13 protein-coding genes are annotated in these 12,013 nt (G+C 61.7%); 8 read left to right on the top strand and 5 right to left on the bottom strand.

Features of this window, described 5'->3' with window-relative positions:
- The 7 genes from BEN48_RS19185 to BEN48_RS13610 all read left to right on the top strand — a co-directional run.
- Positions 1 to 573 (top strand): hypothetical protein (locus BEN48_RS19185; protein WP_158010192.1); only part of this gene is annotated, 573 nt, incomplete at its 5' end.
- A 352-nt stretch (positions 574 to 925) separates the two neighbouring features.
- A complete protein-coding gene (locus BEN48_RS13635) occupies positions 926 to 1,918 on the top strand; it encodes a hypothetical protein (RefSeq protein WP_070735483.1) in 993 nt (330 codons plus the stop codon).
- 66 nt (positions 1,919 to 1,984) lie between these two features.
- On the top strand, positions 1,985 to 2,449 hold the full coding sequence (locus BEN48_RS13630; protein WP_070735482.1) for a hypothetical protein: 465 nt from the start codon (positions 1,985 to 1,987) through the stop codon (positions 2,447 to 2,449).
- A 256-nt stretch (positions 2,450 to 2,705) separates the two neighbouring features.
- Positions 2,706 to 4,136 (top strand): DUF3293 domain-containing protein, encoded by a 1,431-nt coding sequence (locus tag BEN48_RS13625; protein ID WP_070735481.1) that lies wholly within the window; start codon positions 2,706 to 2,708, stop codon positions 4,134 to 4,136.
- Between the two features lie 19 nt (positions 4,137 to 4,155).
- Complete coding sequence (locus BEN48_RS13620; protein ID WP_070735480.1) at positions 4,156 to 5,064, top strand: hypothetical protein; 909 nt, start codon at positions 4,156 to 4,158, stop codon at positions 5,062 to 5,064.
- A gap of 68 nt (positions 5,065 to 5,132) precedes the next feature.
- Positions 5,133 to 5,927 (top strand): TerB N-terminal domain-containing protein, encoded by a 795-nt coding sequence (locus BEN48_RS18430; protein ID WP_070735479.1) that lies wholly within the window; start codon positions 5,133 to 5,135, stop codon positions 5,925 to 5,927.
- A gap of 131 nt (positions 5,928 to 6,058) precedes the next feature.
- Positions 6,059 to 7,297 (top strand): hypothetical protein, encoded by a 1,239-nt coding sequence (locus tag BEN48_RS13610; protein WP_070735478.1) that lies wholly within the window; start codon positions 6,059 to 6,061, stop codon positions 7,295 to 7,297.
- Between the two features lie 20 nt (positions 7,298 to 7,317).
- On the opposite strand, the gene dnaB is transcribed toward BEN48_RS13610, so the two are convergent.
- The 5 genes from dnaB to BEN48_RS13585 all read right to left on the bottom strand — a co-directional run bounded on the left by dnaB (position 7,318) and on the right by BEN48_RS13585 (position 10,859).
- The gene (gene dnaB / locus BEN48_RS13605) at positions 7,318 to 8,694 is read right to left on the bottom strand and encodes a replicative DNA helicase (RefSeq protein ID WP_070735477.1); all 1,377 of its coding nucleotides are present in this window, start codon (positions 8,692 to 8,694) and stop codon (positions 7,318 to 7,320) included.
- A gap of 12 nt (positions 8,695 to 8,706) precedes the next feature.
- On the bottom strand, positions 8,707 to 9,603 hold the full coding sequence (locus BEN48_RS13600) for a hypothetical protein (RefSeq protein ID WP_070735476.1): 897 nt from the start codon (positions 9,601 to 9,603) through the stop codon (positions 8,707 to 8,709).
- The gene (locus BEN48_RS13595; protein WP_070735475.1) at positions 9,600 to 10,226 is read right to left on the bottom strand and encodes a hypothetical protein; all 627 of its coding nucleotides are present in this window, start codon (positions 10,224 to 10,226) and stop codon (positions 9,600 to 9,602) included. Before BEN48_RS13595 ends, BEN48_RS13600 begins: the two co-directional genes overlap by 4 nt.
- 68 nt (positions 10,227 to 10,294) lie before the next feature.
- Positions 10,295 to 10,579, bottom strand: a complete 285-nt coding sequence (locus BEN48_RS13590; RefSeq protein ID WP_070735474.1) for a helix-turn-helix domain-containing protein — start codon at positions 10,577 to 10,579, stop codon at positions 10,295 to 10,297.
- Between the two features lie 4 nt (positions 10,580 to 10,583).
- Positions 10,584 to 10,859 carry a hypothetical protein gene (locus BEN48_RS13585; protein WP_125932649.1) on the bottom strand — a complete coding sequence of 92 codons (276 nt, stop codon included), beginning with the start codon at positions 10,857 to 10,859 and terminating at the stop codon, positions 10,584 to 10,586.
- Between the two features lie 218 nt (positions 10,860 to 11,077).
- Here BEN48_RS13585 and BEN48_RS13580 point away from each other — a divergent pair, with 218 nt between their 5' ends.
- Entirely contained in the window at positions 11,078 to 11,848 is a 771-nt protein-coding gene (locus tag BEN48_RS13580) for a S24 family peptidase (protein WP_070735472.1), read from the top strand.
- The last annotated feature ends 165 nt before the right edge of the window (positions 11,849 to 12,013 follow it).

The raw sequence follows: 12,013 nt of genomic DNA, 5'->3' as shown, positions 1-12,013 counted from the left end.
CGCCGCCGCAAAACCGGGAGCAAAGAGCAAGCCGGCAAGGCCGCCGAGCAGTGCCTGGCCACCGATACCAGCGGCAACAATTTGGCCCATCGGGTCTGGGAGGTGTTGGGGGCTGGCCAGCGAAATTTTGTACAGAGTCGCCCTGGCTACGAGCTGGTTCACCTGTTTCCGCACAAAGCAGCCGAATGGAAAAAGCTATTGCGCCTGCTGGATAAGGAGCAGCCTGCCGCGATGGCATTGCTACCGCCTGGCTGGCGAAGCTGGTTGGAGGAACATGGTCTGCCGGGCCTGTTCACCAATCCGGCTAATATGTGTTTTGTGCCCAACACCTTTGTGCGCCCGACCGATGGACACAGCCTATTCCGGCAAGTGTTATGGAAGCGGGCCTTGACCTTGTTCGGTCCCGAAGCGCTACTACCGTTGCCCGTGGCCGAGGTAGTAGGTGGCTGGCTTGAAACGCTGCCGGGTGTAGAAGAACTGGGATGGATCCCTCTTTACCACGGCTTGACTGAAAAACTGCCTACTCTGCTACGCGACCGGCTCACTCATTTGACAAAGTATCAATCGGTATAATTAAACAGGGGCTTAGGAAGCAAAAAAGTCTTTTAAGGTCATAATGCACTGAAATACATGAACTTATAAGTAAACCTGTTTTCAATTCTTTTGTGCCATGTAAAACACCTTCTTAAAAAGCTTTTAATGACTGAATTTCAGTTATTTACAGCCAATGTTGAGCTGGCTGACCGAGTGGTTTGCTTCCTAAACCCCTATTTTAATTATGTAACCTTTCCAGCACCACTGCGTTAAAAGCCCACATAACCCGCAGCCGCTCGTCGGTGCGGCCCCGGCAGCCTCGCCTGCCAAACCCACTAGCATATCCTGGCTCTACATGGCAACTCCGCTGTAACGGAGCCGGGAAACACATATGCTAATTTCCTTCGCTGTTAAGGGCAAAGCCGGCTTGCGATTCTCCTCCGGTGAAATCGCACTTCCCGCCATCTACGACGCCACGTGGCGCATAAGTCCCCAACTTTATGGGTTTCGCTCCGGCGAACGTTACGGCATCCTCTCCAACACCGGGCGGCAGGTGCAGGCCTGTGCCCTGTCGTCCCTGTACGTGGGCTTTCGGGAAGTAACGCCGGCTACCGTGCTCAATTGGGTGTCGGAGCACGGTATCGGCAACCTACCTCCCTTGCAATGGGTGCTGGGGCGCCTCTGCCATGCCGACTTGCTGCGGGCAGAGGAGGTAACGCCACAGCTGTGGAAGTCGGGCCAGCTCCGGCACGTCTTGTCTTCGGGTGATATCGTCCACATAACGCCTGCCCAACGCTGCGATACCATGCCCGGAGGGCTTTACGCAGCGGAAGCAACGGCCCTTCGGGAAACCGTGCTGGTGCTGACGGAAAGCACGCAGCTGCTATCAATGACCCTGCAGGCTTGCGTCGAAAGCGCCATCACCGTGGAGCTGCCGGAGACACTCCGCGGCACACCGGCGCCCCTGAGCCCCGCGCAGGAAGAGCGGTGGGCGTTTTGCCGCCAGCTGCGGGCCCTGCTGACGTCGAAAGGCATTGCGCCCATCACATACCGGCCCGCACCCGAGCTGGTAGGCGATTACCTGCCCTACGAGGTACTGCGCCTGCCGGAGGACACGGTGCGCCGCTGCCGTGACCACGTGGAGGCCCGGCTGGACGCGGGCACCTCGCAAGAAGAGGCGAAAACCTGGCAGCTCATTTTCCTGGCCTGGCTGGCGGCCAACGACTACATCCTGTACTGTGCCGAAACGGGAGCCTTCATCGTGAGCGAACTATTCGTGTTCGACGGCAGCCCCTTTGGTAACCGCACCGCTAGCGAGCTGCTGGACGAGTACGAGCTGTGGAGCCTGGCTCCCTGGCTGCGCGACGAAAGCCGCTTCCTGTAGCAGGCAATTGGGCTCGGGCGGGTGCCCGTGCCGTCTTTCACTCCAGATGCTGTCCAGTTTTTTAATATGCTACTTGCTTTCTTTCAAGGGTTCGATACCCCCATGACGCTCCATAACTACCTGCTGATACTGGGTGGCTCCGCACTGTGGGCCCTGCCCTGTTCTTTCGGCCTTGCCTGGATGGGGCGCTTGTTTTTTCAACAGGTGGGGCGCATTCCGGGCCGCCTGATGGCTGCTCCGTTGGTGAGCCTGCTAGTGGCCCTGGCGGTTCTTTTTTGTCTGTTCGCGCCCGATGGAGGGGGCGCACTTGGCGGCGTTTTGGTTTTTCTGGTGCCGCTACTGGTTGTGCTGGGGTTCTTCGGGGTGGCGCCGGGGGCCATTCTTATCCCGCCGGTGGTGATAGGGCTGGGCCTGGGGGTAGCCTGGGTGTTCTACCTCCCCTACGACGGAATGACGGGGGCGGGCGGTCCGGGCTTTGTTGCATTCATTCTGATGCTGGTGCAATGGTGGCGCTTATTTTACCACCGCTAATGACTTGCTTTACGGCGGTGCAGAGCTTACTTGCTCTGGCTAAATCCTATTAAACATATCAACCAAAAAGGAACGAGCGATAGGGTTGCCAAGGGCGGCTCCTTGCTCCCCCACACGACAACTCGTTTCCGGTGACTGGTGCTCCACGTAATGGGCCCGGACAGTAACCCGAGCCATTTTTTATCAGCCGGCTGGGCGGAAAGCCTGATTTTCATTTCTCCATAATTTCCATTTCTTTTTCACAACTGCTTTCAACATGAACGACAAATCCATCTTTGACGCCTTTACTGCCTTTCAGCACAAACCGCAGGTAACCGCCGCTATGCTCGGCATCAGCCGGCGCGATTGGGTTGCCGGCGAGGCCGGCCAGGCGGCGGAGCAGGCGCAGGAGAAAATGCGGGCCTACCGCTTTGATGTGCTGCCGGTCCAGGAGGCCGATGGCCAGGTAGCGGGCTACTTCCGTACCCGCAAGGTGGGCGACTTTAACCAGCTACCCGAGTGGTGCACCATCGACGAGGCAGCGGACTGCTTGCCTTACAAAACGGGACTGCTGCCCCTGCTGAAACAGCTGGCGGATAAACGCAACGCGGACCGGGCCCCCTTTTATTTTCTGACTTCCTCCGAACCGGAGGGGCCGCAGGAGATTGTCGGCATGGTAGCGGACGTCAACCTGAACAGCCGGGCGGTTTTTCAGTACGGGTACGCCGCGCTCACCGAACTGGAGATGGAATTGAGCGACCTGATTGGCGCGGCCTTTCCCGAGGAGAACCGGCTGCAGCAGGCCTTGGATAATCTGGCGCAGGCGGGTTTTGCCCAGAAAAGCATTGAACGCAGTCTTCAATCGTTCGCAAACGACAGCAAGCGCGAGCAGCAGAACACTTTACGGGAGTACCTGAACCTGCGCAGCATGCTGGCGCTGGTGGAGCATACCGGCCTGTATTCCTGGTTGGGCTACGCCGCGGCCAATGCCGGGGAGTTCAGCCGCAAGTGCAATGAGATACTCAAGGTGCGCAACTGGGTTGCGCACCCGGTTCATTCCTACGAGAGTCGTCCCCGGAATTTTCGTACCGCAACGCCTGCCGTTGAGGCGGGCCCCGACTTGCTGGCTACCCGCCTCTACACGGCCTTCAGCGCCGTGGACACGATGGTCCGGTCGTTGAAAAGCTTGCGCAAGTTCACCGATTCGCAGAACGACCGACCACGGGTGGGGCAGTACTTTACTTCTCAATTCTTTAGCGTCGCACAAAAGGGCGACGCATTTGCGGAAGGAGCCTTCAGGTTAGAGCCGGGGGTGGCCGCACCGGAACAACTGCCGGCCAATTCCCGGAGCATCGCCTACCTCACGTCGCAAAACCCCGAACCCAAGAGCGGCAGTTGGCTAGCTGTGGACTCAATAGAAAACCAGGTCCACTTCAATGGGTTGGAGGATGAATTGAAGGCGCAGGAGTTGGTGGCCTGGGACGTAGCGGCTAGCCAGGCGCGCGCGGACGAGCAATTTCCAGCAATCCGTCAGCAGCAGCAAGCCAACAACATGTACCGCGAAGACGGCTGCTGGCTCCTGAACATCACCCCGGAAACGGCATGTGAATGGGGCCGGCGCTATAAGCAGGACGCCATCGTTTACGCCGAAGCCGGCAAGATGGCGCAGCTGCTTGCCTGTGGCAAGGCCCCAAAGGTGAATCAATAGCCCTTTTAACCGATTCCTTATGAGTCCCCTCACCCCTGCCGACTTGGCCACCCTGCTAACTGCGGTGCCTTTCCCCGTTCAGCAACGCGACGAAGCTGTAGGGCTATGCCTGGGGCCCGGATTGAACGCCATTTATCGGGGCCCGGTGGCCCTCGCCGACGTGCGAATGGCCCTGAGTCCCTGGCACTGGCTGGGCGGGGAGCTGGCCCACTCCCCGCGTTCGGAATACCTCCGCGAATCCGTGGCCGCGGCCACGGCCCGGGACTCGGCGCCGGACCTGGATACCGTCGAAGGTGTGGCGGCCTGGGTCTGGGCGGTATTAGCCACCACAGAGCTGGAGTGGTACCCAGTGCCCGGCGACGCGGATGAGTGGGGCCAATGGAGTCCCACGGACGAGGCGGAGGCCGGAACGGGCTCCTTTCTGCCCCCCGGGTTGGAGGTGCCGGCGGTGCTGTTCACGACGGACAATGACCTAGGGGGGGACGGGCGCATCGTGGTGGCCCAGGTGCGCTGGCAAGGCGCCAACGGCGCCGTAAGCGGACCGGTGGGCATCTACGCCAGCTCCGGCCGTGTGGCCGCCGCCGGCAGTGCCTACCCGGCATGGCTGATGGGATGGGGAGCGGTGCTGCTCACCGACCCGGCGACCGGTGAACAGGCCGAACTCTCGCCCCGCTGGACGGAAGTCGAGAACTCCGGAGGTGCCAGTGACGAGGACCATGTTGACGCCGGCAAAGTACCTGAGCTGGGGGAATGGGTTGGTCAGGAGCCGCGCTATGAAGCGGGCACCTTTTATAAAACGGATTCGGGTCAGGAGCCTGACTGGCTCCGGGAAGGACTGCACTACGCCGCCGGTCGGCTGCTGCGGGCCGACACGGGGCGGGCGCTGGCCCTGATGCCCTACCTGCTGCCGGAAACCCGCCCGCATTAGTATGCCACGGCTGTACTGGCGGCAGCATCTCGGCACATACTCACTCTTAACCTTTTATTCAATTTACCATGACCAATGCCCTGGCAGCTGCCGATGAATGCCGAATCCCCCACCAGCAATACCTGTGGATGCCGCGCGAGGCCCACACCGCCGAGCGCACCGAGTCGTTCCTGACGGATTGGGCCGCATCGGGCTACTTGGTGCTGGGCGTAACGGAAGACGTAGCCCCTAGCGGGGACCCGCACTTCCTGCAGACGCGCTGCCCCACCGGCCCGCTGGTCCGGGCCGATGAGTACTGGCAACGGCACGGGGTGCTGCACGAGCGGCTCAGCCGTAGCAACTTACTGCACCTGCCCATCGGCCTCGGGCCCGACGCCGACAGCCCGCTGGCGCTGGCCTGGTTGGTACCGGCCCCGGCACGGGGCATGCTGCGGGTCGGGGCCACCTACGAGCGGGAGGTTGACCTCAGCGCCGAGCAGCGGGCCACGTGGCTGGCGTGGCTGGCGCAGCTGCTGAGCCGGGGCAGTACGGGCACGGGCCAGCGGGTGCTGGTGCAGGCCCCCGGGGCCGATGAGCCCGCCCGCTGGCACTACGGCGCTTACGCCGGCGACGTGCCAGTGCCGGGCGCCACCTGCAGCGAGCGGGTGCGGGCCTTGCTGGCCGCGCTGCCGCGCTACGCCAGCAACGCAACGTGGCCGGGCCTAGCCCCAGACCCCGTTACTGCCGCGGCCTGGCCCTTTTTATTTAATCGTGGAATAAGTAGAGCCATCGAATTTTCGGGCCGTGTGAACAATAACCGGGAACTGCTGGCCAGCGACCAGCAGCGCCCGGGCCAAACCCGGCTAAAAAATGACTGGTGGTAGCACTGGCATGTTTTATCTCTCCTGCGTTTATCCGACCGGCCGGGTCAGTTGAAAAGCAACAGCATCATTGCCAATTAGCAGCCAGGGTACTTACTGCCGCAAAGTCCTGCTCTTCCTTTTCTTTTATTCCCATGACAACCGATTGCCTTCCTTCCCCCGCCCCTGGCACCCCAGACCGCCACTTCGCCACCGAAGACCATCCGGGGGTTGGTTCCGTAGCGGTGAGCGCAGCAGCTGCCCGTTTGGGTGTGCCGGACTTTTACGGGGCCGCAAGTGAATTCAGTGTGTTCGACGCTGAGCCGGACTGGACCGATGGGCGCTACCGGGTGTATGCTGCCCATAACGAAGCCGATTGCATCCGCTACGGGCAGGGCAAACGCTACGATTTCTGCATCTCGCGCCGTCACCACAACTACTACCTCGACTACCAGGCACGGAAGCAGGCCAGCTATTATTTTATATACGACGATGCCCGCTCCCCACTCGACAAAACCCATATAACGGTGGTGGCCGCCCGCCCCGATGGCACCTTCGAGTTCACATACGCCAACAACGCCGAGGATTACGACACCCGCCGCCTGCGCAACGACCTCGACCTCTTCCTAGAGACTAAGCCCGGTTTGGAACAGGCGAAAGACCTGTTCACCTGCCAACCACTGACGCCGGAAGAGGCGACTAACTTACTTGCGGCACAGGCCGCAAGCTCCGGCGCGGGGGATTTTGAAGCACTGACGCCCGCACAGCAACTTCTTTTCGTGCGCCTGCGCACCACGCTCACCGATGCGCAGTATAAAGGAGCATCATCAGAGCTACGGGATGCCTACATATCCCGGGCGCATCTGCTCACGGACCAGCAGGCCGCGTGCAGCACGGAAGCCCAGCGACGCCGGGCGGCGGCGCTGTTCCGACTGTACAACGCAGAAGAATGGTCGCATACAGCGGAGTGGCTGCAACGCTACCCTCCGCCGACTCCCGCCATGGTGGCCGCGCATTACATCCCGCAATGGCCAGCAAGTGCAGCTGCCCCGGTGGCCGGGCGTAGGCCCGTCGCTGAAACTTTTTCGGTGCCCGCAACGGAAGATGGCGCAGTAGAGGCTGGCCATGTTATCTCCGGCCCCCATGGAAGCCTGTGCCTGACCAAGCTGCAACGGGCCGTGGCAGCGAACACACCGACTCTTTTCCCGGTGCAGGAGTTGGCACCGGATTCCACCGGAGCAGCGTCCGGTTCGGTTATCATCGCCCGAGTGGACCAGGGCTATGTCGTCCTGACTGGCAGCACCGAGCTATTACAGGCGCAAATGGCCGGGGATGCTGACATAGTGGTACGGCTGGCCACCCGCGCGAACCTGGCCTACGCACGAGTGAGCTAGACTAGCGACACGTTCCCGACTTAACCGATATCCTTAAAAACACCACGACGCATCGAGCAGGCGGCAATCACCTCATCGGTGGCGCCGTTGCGGTGCTTGGCGATGTCGAACAGGACGGTATCAGCGGTGGCGGTCCCGTCCTCGTACTCTGCAATGTTGTAGTATTCGCCGCGCCACAAAAACACAATGCAGTCGGCATCCTGCTCCAAGCTGCCGGACTCGCGCAGGTCCGAGAGTAATGGGCGCTTCTCTCCTCCCCTTTTCTCCACGTCGCGGCTGAGTTGCGAGAGGGCGATGACGGGGGCGTTGAGCTCCTTGGCCAGTTCCTTTAGGCTGCGGCTGATGCTGCCCACTTCCTGCTCGCGGTTGCCTTTGGTGTCGCCGCGCATGAGCTGGATGTAGTCGACCAGGACTAAGCTCAGCGGGTGCTGGGCGTGCAGGCGGGCGCATTTGGCGCGCAGCTGCTGGATGCTCAGACCGGGGGTGTCATCGAGGTGCAGGGCGTGGCCGTGGGTGCGGAGGCGTTGGGCCTGCTGGCGGATGTGGGCGACTTGCTCAAGGCCGCCGGGCAGATTGCCGCGGCGCAGGTCGGAGTTGCTGTAGCCGGGGACTTCGCTGGCCACCAGGCGCTGCATGAGCTGCAGGGTGGGCATTTCGAGGCTGAAGATGGCGGTGTGCTGGCCGTGGTCTAAGGCGGCGGTGCGGGCGAAGTGTAGCAGGGCGGCCGTTTTGCCCATCGCAGGGCGGGCGGCCAGGATGATAAGGTCGCCGGGCTGCCAGCCGCCGGTGAGGCCGTTGAGTTGGGTGAGGCCGGTGGGGACGCCGGTGAGGCCGTGCTGGCCGATGGATTGCGCGAGGCGGTCGAACGTGGGGTCAAAAGCGGCGGCGGCAGTTTGGCCGGGGCGGGTTTCGAGGGTTCGGTGCAGGCTCGTGAGGCGGGTTTGGGCGTCGGTGAGGAGGTCAAGGGGGTCGCGGCTGTCGTCGTAGGCGTGGGCGGTGAGCTCGGTACCGACGGCGATGACGACGCGGCGGGCGTGCTGCTCTTGGAGGATGCGGCAGTGGGTTTCGAGGTGGGCGGCCGAGTTGATTTTGCTGGTGAGGCCGGCGATGAAGGCGGGGCCACCGTTGCGGGCTAGGGTGCCGCGGTGGCGCAACTGCTGGGTGACAGTGAGGATGTCGGCATGCTGGCCGGCCTGCACCAGGTCGCGGATGGCCAGGTAAATCTGCTGGTGGGCGGGGCTGTAGAAAACGTCTTCGGTGGTGAGCGTGGCCAGCAGGGTGCGCTGGGCGTCGGCTTCGAGGAGGGCCGCGCCGAGCACGGCGGCTTCGAGGTCGAGGGCCTGGGGCGGCAGGTGGCCGATGGTGGGTGCGGACGTGGTGGGTTTGCGTTGGGACATGACGGGGTTGGGTTAGCTCCAGCGGGTGGGGTCGGCGGATTTTGGGGCGGTGCGGGCGCGGGCCGGCGGCGCGGCTTGGCCGGGACCGTGGGAGTTGGCGGCATGGAATTGGGGCCGGCGGCGCATCCAGCCGCGAAAAGCAGCCTGCCAGTCGGCCATGGGGGTTTTGCCGCTGACGCGCCAGCCGTTACTGGCGTAGTGGTCGTGGAAGGCGGCGGCTTCGATTTGGGCGTCGGGGCTGTTGGGGTGCTGCTCGGCGGCGTATTCCTGAATTTCGGGAAGCGTGGGTGGCACGTTCTGGCGGCGCGGGCGGGCAACCTCACGGGACCCCTCCGGGGCGGCCCCTTTCGCCGCTTGATGCGCGGAATCGTGGAGAGGGGAGCCTGACGACATTTTTTCTTCTGATTCTAACTTTTCAGAATTGAGCGCGGGCGGGGCGGCGTCAGCCGCCTCTCTCTCTTCTTTTGAAGATGTAATTGAAGTTGAAGATGAAAATGAAGGGGTTGGAATTTGCTTATCCCCGGTGGTTGGGTTTTGGTTGGCACTTTGGTTAAGCAAAAGCGGATTTCCACCCTTTTTGCCGGCGGCTGTACGTACTCGCCGCAGATTTTCATCCTTGACCATGCGGCGGCAGTAGAGCGCGCCATCGACCTCGCGGCGGCTGGCTACGCCGTAGTCGAGTAGGGTGGTTAGAATTTGGTTGGCATTTTGGTTATCCAAACCGAGGCGGCGGGCGATGACAGCATCGGGCATGGGCTGGCCGTTGACGAGGAGCACGCCGCGCTCGTCGCTGTCGTGCATCATCAACAGCAGCTCGAACCAGGCCCCGCGCTGCGCGAGGTCGAGAGCCTGGACGCCCTGGTCCTTGTGCCAGTCGCCGGGGTAGAATTGGATAGCCGGGAGTTTCATGCCTGCGGCAGCGTGGGCACAAATGGGAGGATGGTGGCGGAGGCGGGCTGCTCGAATAAATCAAGTTGGCGGAAATCGGTGCATTTGCCACGGAGGGCGGCTTCGACTTCGGACAGGGCTTCCAATAGCTCGGTTTCGAGCAGAGGAGCGTAGGGGTAGCTGCCCTGCTCGTCGTCGAAGGATTGGTAGGGCGTGGTCAGGTTGAGCACCCGGCCGCCGGTGAGCTCGCGCTGACCGGTGAGCGTGACGCCGCCCTGCCCTTTTCCCATGGAGAAGCCGGTGACGGTGAACTGCTCGAAGAGGACGGGTAGCTCTTCCGACTCGTCGGGCCAGTAGTCGGGGCTTTCGGTCAGCTGCTCGGTGAGCAGGCACAGGTGCGGGACTAAGCGGCTGAGGCGGTGGGTAAGGTCGGGGTGAACCTGCTCGGTACAGGTGAGGGCGAAGCTGCGCGGGGGCGCATCGTGGGTTCGCTGTTCGGTAAACTCGCAGGTCAGGTGCTGGTCTTTGAGTTTGGCCTTCTGGATGGTGATGATGGACGTGGCATCAGGGTGTGACCCGGCAGGGCTATTGAGGCTGTCGGGGGCCGCCCCGGTAGGGCCGACATTGGGCAGGAGCTGCGACATGATTGGGGAAGGATGAGGCCGGCTAAATTGTCGGCCATGAATTGGATGCCTGGGCGTGGGACACTGGCTTACTGGCCCTGGCGGTGGTAGCGGCGGGGGAACTGCTCGATGACGGAGCGGTAGAAACCCCACTCCTTTTCATTGCGGCGGATGCCTTTGAGGCGACCCTCGCGGCGGGCGCGGCGGACGGCTTCGGGGGTGAGGCCGAGGGCGGCGGCGGCCTGAGGCACGGTCAGGATGTCGTCGGGCGCGGGCGCGGCAGCCAGGGCGGCGGCGTGGGCTTCTTCCAACTTGCTGACGGTGCTGAGTAAGGAGCGCCACTCATTTTCGGGGACCAGAAGGGCTACCTGCATGGCGTTAGTCGGCTAGGGCTTTGGTGCGGGCAATGATGTCGGCCCGGCGCTGCTTCTCGGCCGCTACCACCGTCAGGAAAGCGTCGGTGATGGCGGCGTGGCTGGAGCGGCCATAGATGACGTTGAACACCGTGCTGACGGCCACGCTAATGCCTTCAGCAGCTAAGTGCGCTACCACGCGGCCGGCGATGCCGTTGCGGGGACCCATGCGGTCGTAGAGGTCGCGCAGAGTGGGGGCCGGCTCTGAACTTGTAGAGGATTTTGTCGTAAGGTCTTGCATACTCTTGGTAATTTGTTACATTTGTTTGTAAGAAGTGATGCTCTTCGTACAAACTAACGAATAAATCCTCCGAAAAGAGACAATAAATTACGAAAGGCATGGAAAGTCCAACTGGCGTAAGCGACAGAATAAAGCAGATTCTGGCTCACTATCAACTGAATGCGAATCAAGCCAGCCAAAAACTGGGGCATACCAATGCCTCAAAAGTTTATAAGTTCTTGGCAGGAGACTTCAAGCCGGGGTATGATTCGCTGGTGGAGCTGCTGGCGACTTTCCCCGAGATTTCCGGCGACTGGCTGTTGATGGGCCGCGGGCCGATGCTGCGGCCGGGCGTTGAGGTGCCCCTCCTATCGGGCAACATCATGACGCCCGGGCCGACGATGCCCTACCGGGGCATCACCAGCGGCCAGGTGTTGACCGTGACAGTAGACCGGACGGGTAAGGAAAACACGGTGTTTGTGCCCGTGCAGGCCCAGGCAGGCTATACGCACTCCTTCAACCAGGAACAGTACGTGGGCGACCTGAAGCCTTTCCACATCCCGGGCTTCTCGGGCGCGCACCGGGCCTTTGAGGTGGCGGGCGACAGCATGCACCCGAGCTTCAAGCACCACGATATTGTGATTTGCTCTTTCGTGGACCGTTGGGACCAGTTGCGGCCCGATGAGAGCTACGTGCTGGTGACGGCCGAAAATGTGCTGCTGAAGCGGCTGGTGGCTCCTATCACCGACCGGCGGGGCACCATTGAACTGCACTCGGACAATACGGGACAGTACCGGGTACACACCATGCCGGTGAGCGACTTGCTGGAGTTGTGGATGGTGCGGGGCATCGTCTGCACCAACGCTCCTGGGCGGCCGGATAGTGCGCTGGTGCGGCTGCGGGAAGCCATCGAGGAGATGGGCCACAATTACCTGGAAGTAATGCGATTTCTGAACAACAGTGCGCGGGGCTCGGTGGAGCTGCGCGGGCCGATGCTGGAGGTTTCGTAACCACTACTTTTCCCTTGTTAGGGCAAAGTTGTAGATAATGACAAATGCATGACACTGTGCGTGCCACTACTCTTTTTCAGCAAATCATCCAATAGATTCAAACAACACGTTTTTAGTTAGTTAGGAGACTAAATAGCAAGTTAGTGCTACCCCGGCTCCGGGTAC

This window comes from Hymenobacter glacialis, assembly GCF_001816165.1.
In the GTDB taxonomy this organism is placed as follows: Bacteria; Bacteroidota; Bacteroidia; order Cytophagales; family Hymenobacteraceae; genus Hymenobacter; species Hymenobacter glacialis.
The sequence above is the reverse complement of the archived record's forward strand: the minus strand, read 5'-3'. Positions and strand labels throughout refer to the sequence as shown.

What these genes read in the sequence shown, in the direction of transcription:
- BEN48_RS13635 (WP_070735483.1), top strand. Translation starts at nt 926, where the DNA reads ATGCTAATTTCCTTCGCTGTTAAGGGCAAAGCCGGCTTGCGATTCTCC.
- BEN48_RS13630 (WP_070735482.1), top strand. Translation starts at nt 1,985, where the DNA reads ATGCTACTTGCTTTCTTTCAAGGGTTCGATACCCCCATGACGCTCCAT.
- BEN48_RS13625 (WP_070735481.1), top strand. Translation starts at nt 2,706, where the DNA reads ATGAACGACAAATCCATCTTTGACGCCTTTACTGCCTTTCAGCACAAA.
- BEN48_RS13620 (WP_070735480.1), top strand. Translation starts at nt 4,156, where the DNA reads ATGAGTCCCCTCACCCCTGCCGACTTGGCCACCCTGCTAACTGCGGTG.
- BEN48_RS18430 (WP_070735479.1), top strand. Translation starts at nt 5,133, where the DNA reads ATGACCAATGCCCTGGCAGCTGCCGATGAATGCCGAATCCCCCACCAG.
- BEN48_RS13610 (WP_070735478.1), top strand. Translation starts at nt 6,059, where the DNA reads ATGACAACCGATTGCCTTCCTTCCCCCGCCCCTGGCACCCCAGACCGC.
- dnaB (WP_070735477.1), bottom strand. Translation starts at nt 8,694, where the DNA reads ATGTCCCAACGCAAACCCACCACGTCCGCACCCACCATCGGCCACCTG.
- BEN48_RS13600 (WP_070735476.1), bottom strand. Translation starts at nt 9,603, where the DNA reads ATGAAACTCCCGGCTATCCAATTCTACCCCGGCGACTGGCACAAGGAC.
- BEN48_RS13595 (WP_070735475.1), bottom strand. Translation starts at nt 10,226, where the DNA reads ATGTCGCAGCTCCTGCCCAATGTCGGCCCTACCGGGGCGGCCCCCGAC.
- BEN48_RS13590 (WP_070735474.1), bottom strand. Translation starts at nt 10,579, where the DNA reads ATGCAGGTAGCCCTTCTGGTCCCCGAAAATGAGTGGCGCTCCTTACTC.
- BEN48_RS13585 (WP_125932649.1), bottom strand. Translation starts at nt 10,859, where the DNA reads ATGCAAGACCTTACGACAAAATCCTCTACAAGTTCAGAGCCGGCCCCC.